We start from the raw sequence: 15,195 nt of genomic DNA on the forward strand, positions 1-15,195 counted from the left end.
GGTTGTGGCCCTAGCGGAAGTCGATGAGCAGCATGTCGGTGTCGGTGCCGTCGCTCACGGCCGGGCCGTCCGGATCGCGCTCGTCGGGGCCCGGGCCGGTGTCGTCGCCGCCGGTGACCGCCGCGCGGTAGCAGCGGGTGACGTAGGGGATCTGCATCCCGTCCATCCCGCGGCCGTAGTCGTCGTAGAAGGCGCGCACGCGGGCGAGGTTGTGCTCGCGCTCGTCGGGCTCCATCGCCGCGAAGCTGGAGCGCGAGCGCGCCAGGTCGAGGATCGTCTCGCGGTTGACCTCCTGCCAGTGCTTGAAGGTCGCCTCCTCCACGAAGCCGAAGAGCTCGCTCTGCACGAGGTGGCCGGCGGAGCTGGTGTCGAGGTCCTGGCGGCCGAGGAGGTCGCCGAGCCGGCGGACCCACGGGATGCGCTCGTCACGGCTGTTCCACACGAGCGCGAGGTGGCCGCCCGGCTTGAGCACGCGGGCCGCCTCGGCGAGGGCGGCCTCGTGGTCGAACCAGTGGAACGCCTGGCCCACCACGACCACGTCGACCGAGCGGTCGTTGGCCGGGAGCGACTCCGCGGCGGCAACCTTCGCGCTCACCTCCGGCACCCGCTCGCGCAGCACCTCGAGCATCGCCTCGTCGGGCTCGGTCGCGAAGACGGCGTGGCCCTGGTCGACGAGCTGGCGGGTGAGCTTGCCCGTGCCGGCCGCGAGCTCGAGGACGACCTTCGCATCGCCGCCGGCGAGCCAGGCGACGGCCTCGGCGGGATAGCTCGGCCGGCCACGGTCGTACGCCTCGGCCACCGCCCCGAAGGACCGTGCGAGGTCGACGGTGGCGGAGGTCTCGCGGTGGTCGTCGCTCATCCACCTCAGGCTACAAGCGAGCCCCGGCCCGACGCGCCAGCGACCTGCCCCGGGCCCGCGCCGATCGACGGCATCGGGTGGGGTGGATCCGGCGCCGGGGCGAGAATCGGTCGCGACTACCGTCGTCCCCATGACCGACCCGCTCGCCTGGCTCGTCGACCTCGAGGGAGTGCCCTCGGCCTACGCCGGCACCCGTGACGGGATCGATGCGATGCTGCGCGACCGCGGCCTGCGGCGCACGTCGCCGGAGCTGACCGCCGAGTCGCTGCTGCGCGGCGCCCACGCGAGCGCGGTGCTGGAGGGGTCGTCCTCGACGCTCGAGGAGGTGCGCGCGGGCGAGGCCGACGAGATCGCGGCCGACGCCGTCCGGCTCTCGGCGTCGATGCTCGCGCTCGCCCCGCTGCTCAAGACCGCGCCGCTGCAGGCGATCGCGCGGCTGCACACCGTGGTCGCCTCGTCGGCACTGCCGCCCGACCAGCTCGGTCGCCCGCGCGATGCCGCGTCCGCCGACCGGCTGCGCGGGGTCGCCGAGCTGCTGCTCGCCGACAGCGCGGCGCCGGCCCTGCTGGTGGCCGCCGTCGCGCACGCCGACGTGGCGACCGCCGCGCCGTTCGCCTCCCACAACGGCATCGTGGCCCGCGCGCTCGAGCGGCTCGTGCTGGTCTCGCGCGGCGTGGACTCGAAGTCGCTCGTCGTCCCCGAGGCCGGGCACCTCGCCCTCCGCGCGGCGTACGAGTCCAACCTGCGCGCCTACAGCGAGGGCGGGCCGAGCGGGGTGCACGCGTGGGCGCTCTACGGTGCCGAGGCGTTCGCCGCCGGCGCCGAGGCCTCGCCGCTGCGCGGCTAGCTGCGTCCGGACGTGCGAGCGGCACCCGCTCGCGTAGATCGGGTGCCGCCGCCGACACGTGACACCTTGGCTACCAAGCGTGCACTTCTCAATCGCTGCCTCGGGCAGACCCCGAACTGGCCAGCACCCCATCGGATGGGTGGATCGCCGCGTGGGTACCCGGATCACGTGCTGCTGTGGAGTTCTTCCTCAGTTCTAGCCCTGTCCGCGGCGACCTTCAAGGGTTGACTTTGCCCGGCGCCGGTGGGTCGGCTCAGCCAGCCGCGCGTCGTCGTCGGTGGGCCCACATGAACCCACCCGCCGCCACCGCCCCGCCGACGGCGAGGGCCGCCAGCGTGGGTCGGGCCGGGGGCACGGGGAGCCGGCGGCGCAGGGCCACCGGGCGGACGAAGAACAGCACGGGCCAGTCGCGCGCGGCGGCGATGCGGCGCAGCTCGCGGTCGGGGTTGACGGCGAACGGGTGCCCGACGACCTCCAGCATGTGCACGTCGGTGACCGAGTCGCTGTAGGCGTAGCACTCGTCGAGGTCGTAGCCGACGGTCTCGGCCAGGTGCTCGATGGCCCGCGCCTTCTCCTCGGCGTAGGCGTAGTAGTCGATGTTGCCGGTGTAGTGGCCGTCGACGATCTCCATCCGGGTGGCGATCACCCGGTCGGCGCCGAGCATCTCGCCGATCGGCTCGACGACCTCGACGCCGGAGGCGGAGACGATGACGATGTCACGCCCAGCGGCCCGGTGCTCCTCCATGAGGGTCACCGCCTCGTCGTAGACCAGCGGCTCCACGATCGTGTTGAGCGTCTCGTGGACGATGTCGCGCACCGTGGCGACGTCCCAGCCGGCGCACAGCTGCGACATGAACTCGCGCATCTTGTCCATCTGGTCGTGGTCGGCGCCGCCGGTGAAGAAGACGAACTGGGCGTACGCCGAGCGCAGCATCGCGCGCCGCGAGATGAGCCCGCCCGCCTGGAACTCGCGGCTGAAGGCCAACGTGCTCGACTTGGCGATGATCGTCTTGTCGAGGTCGAAGAAGGCCGCTTGGGGGCGGGTCATGTGGCCATCGTAGGCGCCGACCCGCGACGCCGAGGGCTTGCGCCGTTCTCGGTCGGGCCAGCCGACGTCCACAGCTGCCGGCCGGCGGCCATCGTCCACAGGCCGCGCGGGTGCGGGCTTTCCGGCGTCGCGCCCGGCGGCGACGCTGGCCGCATGTCCGTCCTCCTGATCACCCGGTCCCCGATCGTCCACGACTCGGTCGTCCCCCTCTGTGCGGCGGCGGGGGCCGGGGTCGAGGTGTGCGCCGAGCCCTCCCTGTCGCTGGCCGCCTGGCGCGACGCCGACCTGGTGCTGGTCGGCGACGACCTCGCCGCCGCGGTGGCCGGGCTCGCACCACCGCGACGAGCGGGCGTCCACGTCGTCGGGGTCGGCCTCGCCGACACCGCCTTCCGCTCCGCCGTGGAGCTCGGTGCGGCCTCCGTCGCCGACCTGCCCCAGGGGGCCGCGTGGCTCTCCGAGGAGCTCGCCGACGTCGGCGAGCGGGCCTCGCCCGGCCGTCTCGTCGGGGTCGTCGGCGGAGCAGGCGGTGCGGGAGCGACGACCCTCGCCTGCGCGCTCGCCCAGTGGCACGCGCGGCGCGCCCCCACCCTGCTCGTCGACGGCGACCCCCTCGGGCCCGGCCTCGACCGGCTGCTCGGCATGGAGGACCTCGCCGGCGTCCGGTGGGAGGCCCTGACCGAGACGGCCGGCCGCCTCGGCGCGAGGGCCCTGCGCGAGGGCGTCCCGCGGCGCGAGCACCTCGGCGTCCTCACCTGGTCGGGGCTGCGCCGCGAGCTCGACCCGACGACCGCCCGCCGCGTCCTGCCCGCCGCCGTGCGCGGCCACGACCTCGTCGTCCTCGACCTGGCGCGTCACGGCGGCGCGTCGCGCGCCGAGCTCGTCGATCGCTGCGACGACCTGCTGGTGGTGACGCCGGCGACCGTCCCGGGAGTGGCGGCCGCCGCGCGTCTCGTCGCCGACCTCGGCGGCACCGGGCGGGCGGCGCTCGTCCTGCGCCCGGGCGCGCTCGGCGACGCCGACGCCGAGCGGGTGACCGGGCTCCCCGTCGCCGCCGTCGTCCCCGACCAGCGAGGGCTGGCCGCGTCGCTCGACCGCGGGCTGGGGCCGCTGACCGGGCGCGGGCCGCTGGCCCGTGCTGCCCGCGACCTGCTCGCCGACGCGGCATGAGCGCCCCGGAGAGGACGACCGTGACGATGGCCGCCACGACCGCGGGCACGACCACGGGCACGACGTCCGGGCCGGCGACCGTGCCGGCGGTTCCGGCGGTGCCGCCAGCCGTGCTCGATGACGTGCGGCGCCGGCTCGCGGGATCGGCCGGCGAGCTCACCCCGCACCGGGTCGCGGAGGCGCTGCGTGCGTCAGGGGCACCGGTGGGCGACGCGACCGTCCTCGCGGTGCACGACCTGCTGCGCCGCGACGTGCTCGGGGCGGGTCCGCTGGAGGACCTGCTCCGCCTCCCCGACGTGACGGACGTGCTCGTCAACGGCCCCGGCGAGGTCTGGATCGACCGCGGCGGTGGGCTGGAGCGCGCGTCGGTGTCGTTCCCCGACGACGCCGCGGTGCGCCGCCTGGCGCAACGGCTGGCGGCCTCGGCCGGGCGCCGGCTCGACGACGCGACCCCGCACGCCGACGTACGCCTCGCCGACGGCACCCGCTTCCACGCCGTGCTGTCGCCGGTGGCCCGCTCGGGCACCGTGCTGTCCCTGCGGGTCCCCCGGGGCCGGGTGTGGACGCTGCCCGAGCTGGTGACGGCCGGAGCGGTGCCGCCGGACGGTGCGTTCCTCCTCGAGGAGATCGTCGACTCGCGGTGCGCCTTCCTCGTCACCGGCGGCACCGGCACCGGCAAGACGTCGGTGCTCTCGGCGCTGCTGTCGCTCGTCGATCCCGGCGAGCGCATCGTCCTCGTCGAGGACGCCAGCGAGCTGCGCCCCGACCACCCGCACGTGGTCGGGCTCGAGGGGCGTCCGGCCAACATCGAGGGCGCCGGCGAGATCTCGCTGCAGGTGCTGGTGCGACAGGCGCTGCGGATGCGGCCCGACCGGCTCGTGGTGGGGGAGGTGCGCGGCGCCGAGGTCGTCGACCTGCTGGCCGCCCTCAACACCGGCCACGGCGGCGGCTGCGGCACCCTCCACGCCAACTCGGCCGCCGACGTGCCGGCTCGCGTCGAGGCGTTGTCGCTTGCCGCAGGTCTGCCCCGCTCGGCCGCGCACAGCCAGCTCGCCTCGGCGCTCGACGTCGTCATCCATCTCGGCCGCGGTCGCGACGGCCGCCGCCGGGTCCTCGAGCTCGGGGTGCCCGAGCGCGACGCCTCGGGGCTGGTCGTGCTCCGCACCGCGGCCACCTTCGAGGCCGACCGCGTCGTGCGCGGGCCGGCCGCGGGCGCGCTGGCGGCGCGGCTGCGATCGGTGGCGTGGTGAGCGCGTGGGTGGTGGCGCTCCTGCTGGCCGGCGCCGTCGCCCTCGCGGTGCCGGCGGCGGGTCCCGCGCCACCGCGACGACCGAGCCGGCCTGGCCGACAGGGCCTGGCCCGGGTCCTGGCCGCGCGGATGCCGTCGGCTCGCCGCTCGGTCGCCGCCGACCAGGCGGCCGTGCTCGAGGTGTGCGACCTGCTCGCCGCCGACCTCGCGGCCGGGCGACCACCCGAGGCCGCGCTCGCCGCGGGGGCGCAGCGGTGGCCACCGCTCGGCCCGGTCGTCGAGGCCATGCGGCTCGGCGCCGACGTCCCCGACGCGATGCGCCGACTGGCGGCGCAGCGGCGCGGTGCCGCCGACCTCCGCTGGGTGGCGGGCGCGTGGCAGGTCGCGCAGCACTCCGGCCACGGCCTCGCCGCGGCGCTCGAACGGACGGCAGCGGGCCTGCGGGCCCGGCGCCGCACCCGCCGCCTCGTCGACTCCGAGCTCGCCTCGGCACGGGCGACCGCCCGGCTCGTCGCGTGCCTGCCCGTCGCCGTGCTGCTGATGGGCTCGGGCGCCGGCTCCGACCCGTGGTCGTTCCTCCTCACGACGCCGATCGGCCTGGCGTGCGGCGTCCTCGGGCTCGCCCTCGTGGCGCTCGGCCTGTGGTGGATCGAGCGGCTCGCCGACCGGGCGGCGGCACCGTGACCTGGGTGACGTGGACGAGCGTGGTGTGCGCCGCGCTGGCGGTGGCCGTGCTCGTGCCGTCGCCCCCTCCGCCGCCTCAGCCCGCGACCCGCGTGCGCGGGCCGGCGACGCCCCGGATGCGGCCGCTCGCGGTCGTCGGCGTCGCGCTCGGCGCCTGGCTGCTCGTCGGCGGGCTCGTGGGGGCCCTGGCCGCGGTGGCGGCGGGTGTGGCGGCACGGCAGGTGCTGGCCGCCGCGGAGGCCCCGTCGGCGCGGCGCGAGCGCGAGGAGGTGGAGCGCTCCCTGCCGCACCTGGTCGACCTCTTCGCCGCCACGCTGCGCGCCGGGTCGGCACCGGTGTCCGGACTGGCCCAGGTGTGCGCCGCGCTGCCCGGGCCGGCCGCCGACCGGCTGGTCCCGGTCGTCGAGCGATCGCGCTGGGGAGCGGCCGGCGCCGACGCCTGGTCGGCCGTGGCCGACGATCGCGAGCTCGCGCCGCTGGCCCGGGCGATGGTCCGCTCGCACGTCTCCGGGGCGTCGGTGGTGCAGAGCGTGGAGCGACTGGCCGACGAGCTGCAGCGCGAGTCGCTCGCCCGCGCCGAGGACGCCGCCCGCCGCGTCGGGGTGGCGGCCGCGGTCCCGCTCGGGGCGTGCCTGCTGCCGGCCTTCATGCTCCTGGGCGTCGTCCCGACGGTCGCCTCGCTGTTCGGCTCGGTGACCCTGTGACGGACCGGGCCGGTTTCCGTCCACAGCACGGCCGTCCCGGGCCGTCTCCACAGGCTGACGTCCGGTCGGGTGCGCCCGGCCGCCCCACCCCCGACCGTGGTGTCGGCGGGGCTCATCGGGAGCCCCCGACGACAGGGGAGCACATGTTGGTCCAGCGTCACGACGAGTCCGGCATCACCACCGCTGAGTACGCGGTGGGCACCGCGGCCGGGGCGGGGTTCGCCGGCCTGCTCTACACCCTCCTGACCGGCGCCTTCGGCGACCAGCTGCTCGAGCGGCTGTTCAAGCACGTCATGAGCCTGCTCGGCATCGGCTGATGCGACCGCTCGCCGGGGACGACGCGGGCTCGGCCACGGCCGAGCTCGCCATCGGCGTCCCGCTGCTCGTCGCACTGACCGCCGGCCTGGTCTGGATGCTGGCGTTGGGCGCTGCGCAGGTGCGGGTGGTCGACGCCTCGCGGGAGGCGGCACGCGCCGTCGCCCGCGGTGACGACGTCGCCGCGGCGACGTCCCTGGCGCAGCGCATCGCGCCCGCAGGCGCCCGGGTCCACGTCCGGGTCGGGGAGGACGAGGTCGTGGTGACCACCACGGCGCGCGTCACGGGGCCGGGCGGCCTGCTGGGATCGCTACCCGGGGTGACGGTCTCGGCCGACGCCGTCGCGCTGGCCGAGGCGTCGTGACGCGCCGGTCGGCGCGAGCCGAGGACGCGGGCGGCGCGACCGTGCTGGTGGTCGCGATGGCCGGCGTGCTGCTGTTCGTGACGGCCGGCCTTGCCGCCGCCGGCGGGCTGGTCACCGCGCAGCGGCGCGCGCAGGGTGTCGCCGACCTGGCCGCTCTCGGTGCCGCCGCCGCGCTCGCCGGCAGCAGCCGCGCGGGTGACCCCTGCGCCGCCGCGGGCCGGGTCGCCGGCGCCCATGGGGCCGCCCTCGAGCGCTGCTCGCTCGACGGCCGGGAGGTCACCGTCACGGTGGCGGTCGCCGGCCCCGACGTCCCGTGGCAGGAGGTGCGGGTGACTGCCGACGCGCGGGCGGGGCCGGGGTGATGACACGGCGCCGTGGCCGAGCCGTCAGGCTCGACCACGGCGGGTGGGTGTCACTGCGCGTCCGGCCGGGGGCCGGCGCGCGGCGCTCAGACCGTGACCAGTCGGTCCGTCTCCCGCGACGACGGCGCGAGCGCCGGCGACTCGAGGGGAAGGTTCGCGTCGCGGACCTCGCGGTACGACCGCAAGTGGGTGTAGAGCTCGTCGCGCAGCGGGTTGCGGTGCCGCGTGACGATGACGAACACCTGGTAGGCCAGGACGGCGAGGTTGGCCGCCAGCGACAGGGCCGACACGACGAACAGCGCGGTCGGGTTGTGCGACGACTCGACGGCGAACTGCGACGAGCTCACGAACGTCGGGAACGCCATCGTGAACATCATCCAGAGGGCCAGCGTGTGCGCGCGGTGCTGCAGCCAGGCGCCCTTCTTGATGAAGAAGGCGGGGATGGTGCAGGAGATGAGCAGGGCCGCACCGGCGTAGAAGGCGTGGTCACCGACGCAGTTGTAGACGTAGGCGAAGTTCCACAGGTCGTACGCGACGATCCAGAACCACATCATGTCGGGCCAGATCATGTCCTTGGACCGGTCGCGCGAGACGATGATGCCGGCCCAGCCGCAGATGGTGACCAAGTTGATGATCCCGGCGATGCCGTTCATGTAGTTCCACGCACCGCCGACCATGAAGACGCCGTCGTGCATGCCCTGCAGGCCCGCCACCTGGAAGTCACGGATGACCGCCTCGCCGATGTTGATCGCCAGGATCAGCGCGGGGAACATCAGCATCCAGCGGTTCTCGGCCAGCCGCGGGACGTAGCGGATGAGCATGAATCCCAGGCACCCGATGAGTGCGGAGTACACCTTCACCCAGTGGAACCAGGTGCCCGTTGAGGACCCCTCGCCGGCCGTCGTGGGCCACACGAACACGGTCAGGAACAGGGGCAGCGCCACGAAGAAGGCGAGCCCCGCCCACTTCCAGCGCCGCGTCACCTCGTTGAGCGCGATGAGGGCGACCAGGACGGCGCCCCACATCGCCCACGAGTACCAGGGAATGGATTCGAACAAGAACACGAGACCTCCTCCGTCGCTGCCTGCGGCACACCTGCCGTCTTGCTTCCACGGTAGGAATCCCGGCGCCGGGCGTCACTAGACACCTGACGCGATGTGTCCAGAGGCGTCCGGGCCGTACCGTGAGGCATGGCCGACGGGAGCGCCGAGGCGCACAGGCAGGGCGCGCGCGACGCCCTCGCGGCCGCGCTCAAGGCCCGGCTGCGCACCGAGCCGCTCGACAAGGTGACGGTCACCGAGCTGGCGCGCGACTGCGGACTGACGCGGCAGGCGTTCTACTACCACTTCCCCGACGTGCGGCACCTCGCCGTGTGGGTGTTCGAGACCGAGGTCGCCGCCCAGGTCCGCACCTTCGCGTCCGAGGTGGGATGGGCCGACGGCCTGGTCCGGTTGCTGCTCTACCTGCGCGACAACCGCTCCTCGACGCTCGCGGTGCTCGACGGGCTGGGCCGCGACGGGCTCGAGCGCTTCCTCTTCGCGCAGATGCGGCCCGTCACCGAGGCCGTGATGGACAGCGACGGCGGCGGCCCGGCCGACGCCCACGACCGCGTCCTGGTGCTCGACTTCTACACCTCGGCGGTGCTCGCGGTGGTGCTGCGATGGGTCGCGGACGGGATGGTCGAGCATCCCTACCGCGTGGCCGGCGACCTCGAGATCATGCTGCACGGCGCGGTGCGGGAGTCCGTACGCCGGCTCGACGCCCGGGCCACGCCGCGGCGTCGCTAGGCCCCCGTGGTCAGGGAGTGTCGCGGCGCTCCGGGTCGTCGACCCGGCGATCGGCCTCGACCCGGTCGAGCTTCTCGTTGAGCTTGGTGAGCTCCTTGCGCTCGCGGCGGTGGGCGAGGCTGCGCCGGGTGCCCCACTTGAGGATCGCGAAGCCCCAGAGGATCGCGGCGCCGGCGGCCACCCCGACGAGGAACGACTCGAGCGTCGTGACGTCGAAGCCGAGGAGCTCGCCCCCACTGCCCGGCTCGCTGACGAAGATCGCGGAGAGCACCGCGATGCCGCCGAGGATGAGGAGGCCGAGCCCGAGGATCACCATGAGGTGAATCTAGCCCTGTTCGCCCTCTCGCGGTGCCCCCGAGAGGAGGGCATCGAGCAGGGCGATCGCGCCGTCCTTGTCGAGGGGGTTGTTCTGGTTGCCGCACTTGGGCGACTGGATGCACGACGGGCAGCCGCTCGCGCACTCGCAGCTCGCGATGGCCTCCCGGGTGGCGCGGAGCCACGCGACCGCGGTGTGGAAGCCGCGTTCGGAGAAGCCGGCACCGCCGGGGTGGCCGTCGTAGACGAAGACGGTCAGCAGGCCCGTGTCGGCGTGGCGGGCGGTCGAGACGCCACCGATGTCCCAGCGGTCGCAGGTCGCGAAGAGCGGGAGCAGCCCGATCGAGCAGTGCTCGGCCGCGTGGGCCGCGCCCGGAACGTCGACGGCGGCGAGCCCGGCCTCGGCCACGACGTCGTCGGGGACCGTCCACCACACCGCCGTGGTGCGCAGGGTGCGCTCGGGCAGGTCGAGCGGCTCCTCCGAGACCACCTCGCCGCCGGGCTGGCGGCGCTTGAGGAACGAGACCACCTGGTGGGAGACGTCCACCTCGCCGAGCGCGAGCTCGCAGCCACCCCACGAGCGGCGCTCACGGGTGGCGACGATGCTGATGTCGGTCACCTCGCGAGCGGTGGTCGAGTAGGTCGGGTCGTCGCGGCGCATGGTCGCGACGTGGTGCTCGAGGTCGAGGTCCTCGACCAGCCAGGTCTCGCCCTGGTGGACGTAGACCGCGCCGGCGTGCGCCTGGTTGTGCGCGCCGCCGGCGTCGACCGTGCCCACCACCCGGCCGGTGCCGGCCTCGACCAGCTGCACCGTCGACCCGCCCGCCGACCGGATGTCGGCCAGGTCGGCGGCCCGGCTGCGGTCGGTCCAGAACCATCCCCGCGGCCGGCGGCGCAGCAGCCCCAGCGTCGTCAGCTCGTCGACCACGTCCCGCGCGGTCGAGCCGAAGAGGGGCAGGTCGGCCTCGGTGAGTGGCTGCTCCTGCGCGGCCGCGCACAGGTGTGGGCCCATGACGTGAGGGTTGGCCGGGTCGAAGACCGACGCCTCGACCGGTGCGCCGATCAGCTTGTCGGGGTGGGTCACCAGGTAGGTGTCGAGCGGGTCGTCCTTGGCGACCAGCACGCCGAGCGCGTCCTGGGCGCCGCGCCCGGCCCGCCCGACCTGCTGCCAGAACGCCGCCCGGGTGCCGGGAAAGCCGGCGATCAGCACGGCGTCCAGGCCGCTGATGTCGATGCCGAGCTCGAGGGCGTTGGTCGCCGCCAGCCCGACCAGGTCGCCGCGACGCAGCGCGGCCTCGAGCGCGCGCCGCTCCTCGGGGAGGTAGCCGCCGCGGTAGGCAGCGACGCGTCCCGGCAGCGACGGGTCGACCTCGGCCAGCAGCTCGGCGGCCGACAGCGCGACCTGCTCGGCGCCGCGCCGCGACCGGATGAACGCGAGGGTGCGGACGTCCTCGGCGACGAGGTCGGCCAGCAGGTCGGCGACCTCCGACGACGCGGCCCGGCGCACCGGGGCGCCGTTCTCGCCGACGTGGGAGGTGAACGGCGGCTCCCAGAGCAGGAGCGAGACCCGGCCGCGCGGGGAGTCGTCGCGGGTCAGCGCGACCACGTCGAGCCCGGTGAGCCGCGACGCGGTGACCTCCGGCTCGGCCACCGTCGCCGAGGCCAGCACGAAGGTCGGGTGCGCGCCGTACATCGCGCACACCCGCCGCAGACGCCGCAGCACGTGGGACACGTGCGCGCCGAAGACGCCGCGGTAGTGGTGGCACTCGTCGACCACGACGTACTGCACCGAGCCGAGCAGCCGCGACCACCGGTGGTGGGCGGGCAGCAGCGAGCGATGGAGCATGTCGGGGTTGGTCAGGACGTACTCGCCGAAGTCGCGGGTCCAGTCGCGCTCCTCGCGCGAGCTGTCGCCGTCGTGGGCGGCCAGTCGTACGTCGAGGCCCAGCGACGACAGGCCGGCGAGCTGGTCGTGGGCGAGGGCCTTGGTGGGGGCGAGGTAGAGCACCGAGGCGCCGCGCTCGCCGCGCGGACCACGGGCCGCGCGGATCGCCGAGAGCGCCGGGAGCTGGTAGGCCAGCGACTTCCCCGACGCGGTGCCCGTCGAGAGGATCACGTGGTCGCCGGCGTGCGCGGCGTCGGCGGCGACGACCTGGTGGCGCCAGGGCCGCGCCACGCCCTGGGCGGCGAAGGCGCCCCGCACGTCGTCGGGCACCCACCCGGGCCAGTCCTCGTGCACCGCCTCCCGGGCCGGGAGCACCTCGAGGTGCCGCAGCCGGTCCTCGCGCCCGGGCACGCCGGCCAGCCGACGGACCAGCGCGTCGACGGGCGGCAGGACGCCGGGACGGGAGGGGTTCACCCGCGCAGTCTGGCAAAGGGCGGGGACGCTGCCGGAGGTGGCGTCCGCCACCATCGCGACACCATGTGGAGAGGACTCCTGCGCAACACGTGGGACTCGTGGTTTGATACGACCCGAAAGAACACAGGGGCACGTGCGTGCCCACAGGCGTACTGTCCGAACGAGTTCGGGGACCGGGGAGCAGTCGTGGATCTCACCCTTGCGACACGCGAGGTGGATGGCCGTGCCGTCGTCGCGGTGGGCGGCGAGATCGACGTCTACACCGCGCCCAAGCTGCGCGACTGCATCACCGAGCTCGTCGGTGCCGGCACCTACGACATCGTGATCGACCTCGAGGCGGTCGAGTTCCTCGACTCCACCGGCCTCGGCGTGCTGGTCGGCGGCCTGAAGAAGGTCCGCGCCCACGACGGCTCGCTCGACCTGGTCTGCACCCAGGAGCGGCTGCTCAAGATCTTCCGGATCACCGGGCTGGCCAAGGTCTTCGTGATCCACGACTCCATCAGCATGGCCCCCGGGGCCTGACCCGCCGGCTGTCCCGCAGCCCGGCCCTGCGCCGCGCGCCACCACCCCTCCGGACGTGTCCGGAGGGGTTTTGTCATGCCCGGATCCGGCGCCCCAGTGTGGTCTGGGTCACGCTGCCCCGTGATCTGGGTCACGTCTGCGTAGACTCCGGCGCGTTCACGGATCTTTTCCAGCAGCAGCTCAAGTCCGAGGAGGACACGCATGACGGGGATCTTGCCCGCGGTCGTTGCCAAGCCCGAGCTCGAAGGCGGCAACCTCGTCCTGGTGGTCGTCGTCGCCCTGATCGCGCTCGCCGCGCTCGGGTTGGCCGCGATGTTCAGGTCGCAGGTGCTCGCCGCGGGCGAGGGCACCGACAACATGAAGACGATCGCCCAGGCCGTCCAGGAGGGCGCCAACGCCTACCTGCAGCGGCAGTTCCGGACCCTGGCCATCTTCGCCGCGATCGCGTTCTTCGCGCTGCTCGTGCTGCCGGCCGACGACACCACCGTGCGCATCTTCCGCTCGGTGTTCTTCATCATCGGCGCAGGCTTCTCGGCGGCGGTGGGCTATCTCGGCATGAACCTCGCCGTGCGCGCCAACCTGCGCGTCGCTGCCGCCGCAGAGACCACCGGCCGCGAGCCCGCCATGACCATCGGCCTTCGCACCGGCGCCATGGTCGGAATGCTGACCGTCGGCCTCGGCCTGCTCGGTGCCAGCCTCGTCGTCCTGTTCTTCCAGGACGAGGCGCCCGACGTGCTCGAGGGCTTCGGCTTCGGTGCCGCGCTGCTCGCCATGTTCATGCGGGTCGGCGGCGGCATCTTCACCAAGGCTGCCGACGTCGGCGCCGACCTGGTCGGCAAGGTCGAGCAGGGCATCCCCGAGGACGACCCGCGCAACGCCGCCACGATCGCGGACAACGTCGGCGACAACGTCGGCGACTGCGCCGGCATGGCCGCCGACCTCTTCGAGTCCTATGCCGTCACGCTGGTCGCCGCGCTGATCCTCGGTTCGCAGGCCTTCGGTGACAAGGGCCTCGTCTTCCCCCTGCTGATCCCGGCCATCGGTGCTCTCACCGCGGTCGCGGGCGTCTACCTGACCAAGCCCAAGGCGGACGAGAACGGCCTGACGACGATCAACAAGTCGTTCTACATCTCGTCGGGCATCGCCGCCGTGGCGAGCGTCGTGCTGTCCTACCTCTACCTGCCGAGCAGCTTCGCGGAGTTCACCAACATCGCCGTCGACCTCGCCGGCGCCGAGGGTGACCCCCGCTTCATCGCCGCCTCCGCAGTGGTCATCGGCATCGTGATGTCCGCAGGCATCCTGGCCCTCACCGGCTACTACACCGGCACGGAGTACCGCCCTGTCAAGGACGTCGGCAAGACCTCCCTGACCGGCCCGGCCACGGTCATCCTGTCCGGCCTCTCCGTCGGCTTCGAGTCGGCCGTCTACACCACGCTCGTCATCGGCGCCGCGGTCTTCGGCGCCTACCTCCTCGGCGGCGCGGCCCTCACGGTGTCCCTCTTCGCCGTCGCCCTGGCGGGTTGCGGCCTGCTGACGACCGTCGGCGTCATCGTCGCGATGGACACTTTCGGTCCCGTCTCCGACAACGCGCAGGGCATCGCTGAGATGTCCGGCGACGTGAGCGACGAGGGCGCGCAGATCCTCACCGAGCTCGACGCGGTCGGCAACACGACCAAGGCGATCACCAAGGGGATCGCGATCGCCACCGCGGTGCTGGCCGCGACGGCGCTGTTCGGCTCGTACGCCACGTCGGTGTTCGAGTCGCTCGCCGAGGCCAACGTCGGCATCGACGAGGCCTACCTACTGGACTTCAGCGTCTTCAACCCGGCGGTCATCGTCGGCGTGCTGCTCGGTGCGGCCGTGGTGTTCCTCTTCTCCGGCCTCGCCATCAACGCGGTCGCCCGCGCTGCCGGTGCGGTCGTGATGGAGGTCCGCCGCCAGTTCCGCGAGATCCCCGGGATCATGGAGGGCACCGGTCGACCGGAGTACGGCAAGGTCGTCGACATCGTCACCAAGGACTCGCTGCGCGAGCTCGTGACGCCCGGCATCCTCGCGGTGCTGGCCCCGATCGCGGTGGGCTTCGGCCTCGGCGCGACCGCCCTGGCCGGCTTCCTCGCCGGAGCGATCGGCACCGGCACGCTGATGGCCGTCTTCCTGGCCAACGCGGGTGGGGCGTGGGACAACGCCAAGAAGCTGGTCGAGGACGGCCACCACGGTGGCAAGGGCTCGGCCGCCCACGAGGCCACGATCATCGGGGACACCGTCGGCGACCCCTTCAAGGACACCGCCGGACCGGCCATCAACCCGCTCATCAAGGTGATGAACCTGGTCTCCCTGCTCATCGCGAGCGCGGTCGTCTCCCTGAGCGTCGGCGACGACCAGAACGACGTCCTGCGCATCGTGATCGCGCTGGCCGCGGTCGCGATCATCACGGTGGCGGTCGTCATCTCGAAGCGGCGCGAGGTCGCGATCGCCGACGACGGTGACAACACCGGCTCCAGCTCGCTGGCACCGCACCACGCCTGACCCGCACCACCCCGGACCCCGCGAGGGCCGGGTCGCTCCACCCGCCCCGGCGGCCGGTCGCTCCTGCGACCGGCCGCCGTCGGCGTT

At 74.1% G+C, this 15,195-nt stretch carries 16 protein-coding genes; 11 read left to right on the forward strand and 5 right to left on the reverse strand.

All coding sequences use genetic code 11. The features are described from left to right. Nucleotides 1-10: 10 nt before the first annotated feature. Nucleotides 11-859 carry a class I SAM-dependent methyltransferase gene (locus AC4H2S_RS17700; RefSeq protein ID WP_491498294.1) on the reverse strand — a complete coding sequence of 283 codons (849 nt, stop codon included), beginning with the start codon at nucleotides 857-859 and terminating at the stop codon, nucleotides 11-13. A gap of 130 nt (nucleotides 860-989) precedes the next feature. Here AC4H2S_RS17700 and AC4H2S_RS17705 point away from each other — a divergent pair, with 130 nt between their 5' ends. Continuing rightward, the gene (locus AC4H2S_RS17705) at nucleotides 990-1,706 is read left to right on the forward strand and encodes a Fic family protein (RefSeq protein ID WP_186339970.1); all 717 of its coding nucleotides are present in this window, start codon (nucleotides 990-992) and stop codon (nucleotides 1,704-1,706) included. Between the two features lie 253 nt (nucleotides 1,707-1,959). Here AC4H2S_RS17705 and AC4H2S_RS17710 read toward each other — a convergent pair whose 3' ends face one another. Continuing rightward, nucleotides 1,960-2,754, reverse strand: coding sequence for an HAD family hydrolase (locus AC4H2S_RS17710; protein WP_491498295.1), 795 nt, complete (start codon nucleotides 2,752-2,754; stop codon nucleotides 1,960-1,962). Between the two features lie 153 nt (nucleotides 2,755-2,907). On the opposite strand from AC4H2S_RS17710, the gene ssd reads away from it, so the two are divergent. The 7 genes from ssd to AC4H2S_RS17745 all read left to right on the forward strand — a co-directional run bounded on the left by ssd (nucleotide 2,908) and on the right by AC4H2S_RS17745 (nucleotide 7,599). After that, on the forward strand, nucleotides 2,908-3,921 hold the full coding sequence (ssd, locus tag AC4H2S_RS17715) for a septum site-determining protein Ssd (RefSeq protein ID WP_491498296.1): 1,014 nt from the start codon (nucleotides 2,908-2,910) through the stop codon (nucleotides 3,919-3,921). A 26-nt stretch (nucleotides 3,922-3,947) separates the two neighbouring features. After that, a complete protein-coding gene (locus AC4H2S_RS17720; protein WP_491498297.1) occupies nucleotides 3,948-5,171 on the forward strand; it encodes a TadA family conjugal transfer-associated ATPase in 1,224 nt (407 codons plus the stop codon). After that, nucleotides 5,165-5,854, forward strand: a complete 690-nt coding sequence (locus AC4H2S_RS17725) for a type II secretion system F family protein (protein WP_491498298.1) — start codon at nucleotides 5,165-5,167, stop codon at nucleotides 5,852-5,854. Before AC4H2S_RS17720 ends, AC4H2S_RS17725 begins: the two co-directional genes overlap by 7 nt. A gap of 5 nt (nucleotides 5,855-5,859) precedes the next feature. After that, the gene (locus tag AC4H2S_RS17730) at nucleotides 5,860-6,558 is read left to right on the forward strand and encodes a type II secretion system F family protein (protein ID WP_491498299.1); all 699 of its coding nucleotides are present in this window, start codon (nucleotides 5,860-5,862) and stop codon (nucleotides 6,556-6,558) included. Between the two features lie 143 nt (nucleotides 6,559-6,701). Next, nucleotides 6,702-6,875, forward strand: a complete 174-nt coding sequence (locus tag AC4H2S_RS17735; RefSeq protein ID WP_186339976.1) for a DUF4244 domain-containing protein — start codon at nucleotides 6,702-6,704, stop codon at nucleotides 6,873-6,875. Further along, nucleotides 6,875-7,237 (forward strand): TadE family type IV pilus minor pilin, encoded by a 363-nt coding sequence (locus tag AC4H2S_RS17740; protein WP_491498300.1) that lies wholly within the window; start codon nucleotides 6,875-6,877, stop codon nucleotides 7,235-7,237. The genes AC4H2S_RS17735 and AC4H2S_RS17740 overlap by 1 nt, the downstream gene beginning before the upstream one ends. Continuing rightward, the gene (locus tag AC4H2S_RS17745; protein WP_491498301.1) at nucleotides 7,234-7,599 is read left to right on the forward strand and encodes an Rv3654c family TadE-like protein; all 366 of its coding nucleotides are present in this window, start codon (nucleotides 7,234-7,236) and stop codon (nucleotides 7,597-7,599) included. Before AC4H2S_RS17740 ends, AC4H2S_RS17745 begins: the two co-directional genes overlap by 4 nt. 86 nt (nucleotides 7,600-7,685) lie before the next feature. Here AC4H2S_RS17745 and AC4H2S_RS17750 read toward each other — a convergent pair whose 3' ends face one another. Then, nucleotides 7,686-8,663, reverse strand: a complete 978-nt coding sequence (locus AC4H2S_RS17750) for a DUF5692 family protein (RefSeq protein WP_491498302.1) — start codon at nucleotides 8,661-8,663, stop codon at nucleotides 7,686-7,688. Nucleotides 8,664-8,789: 126 nt separating this feature from the next. On the opposite strand from AC4H2S_RS17750, the gene AC4H2S_RS17755 reads away from it, so the two are divergent. Next, complete coding sequence (locus tag AC4H2S_RS17755) at nucleotides 8,790-9,386, forward strand: TetR/AcrR family transcriptional regulator (RefSeq protein WP_491498303.1); 597 nt, start codon at nucleotides 8,790-8,792, stop codon at nucleotides 9,384-9,386. Between the two features lie 10 nt (nucleotides 9,387-9,396). On the opposite strand, the gene AC4H2S_RS17760 is transcribed toward AC4H2S_RS17755, so the two are convergent. After that, nucleotides 9,397-9,702: a hypothetical protein gene (locus AC4H2S_RS17760; protein ID WP_491498304.1), complete on the reverse strand. Its 306-nt coding sequence runs from the start codon at nucleotides 9,700-9,702 to the stop codon at nucleotides 9,397-9,399. Between the two features lie 9 nt (nucleotides 9,703-9,711). Further along, entirely contained in the window at nucleotides 9,712-12,060 is a 2,349-nt protein-coding gene (locus AC4H2S_RS17765; protein ID WP_491498305.1) for a DEAD/DEAH box helicase, read from the reverse strand. Nucleotides 12,061-12,246: 186 nt separating this feature from the next. Between AC4H2S_RS17765 and AC4H2S_RS17770 the strand changes: the two genes are divergently transcribed. Together AC4H2S_RS17770 and AC4H2S_RS17775 are read left to right on the forward strand one after the other, a co-directional pair. Next, a complete protein-coding gene (locus AC4H2S_RS17770; RefSeq protein WP_186339981.1) occupies nucleotides 12,247-12,582 on the forward strand; it encodes an anti-sigma factor antagonist in 336 nt (111 codons plus the stop codon). 201 nt (nucleotides 12,583-12,783) lie between these two features. After that, nucleotides 12,784-15,108, forward strand: coding sequence for a sodium-translocating pyrophosphatase (locus AC4H2S_RS17775; RefSeq protein ID WP_491498306.1), 2,325 nt, complete (start codon nucleotides 12,784-12,786; stop codon nucleotides 15,106-15,108). Nucleotides 15,109-15,195: the final 87 nt, after the last annotated feature.

This window comes from Nocardioides sp. Z13_37 (assembly GCF_058355585.1).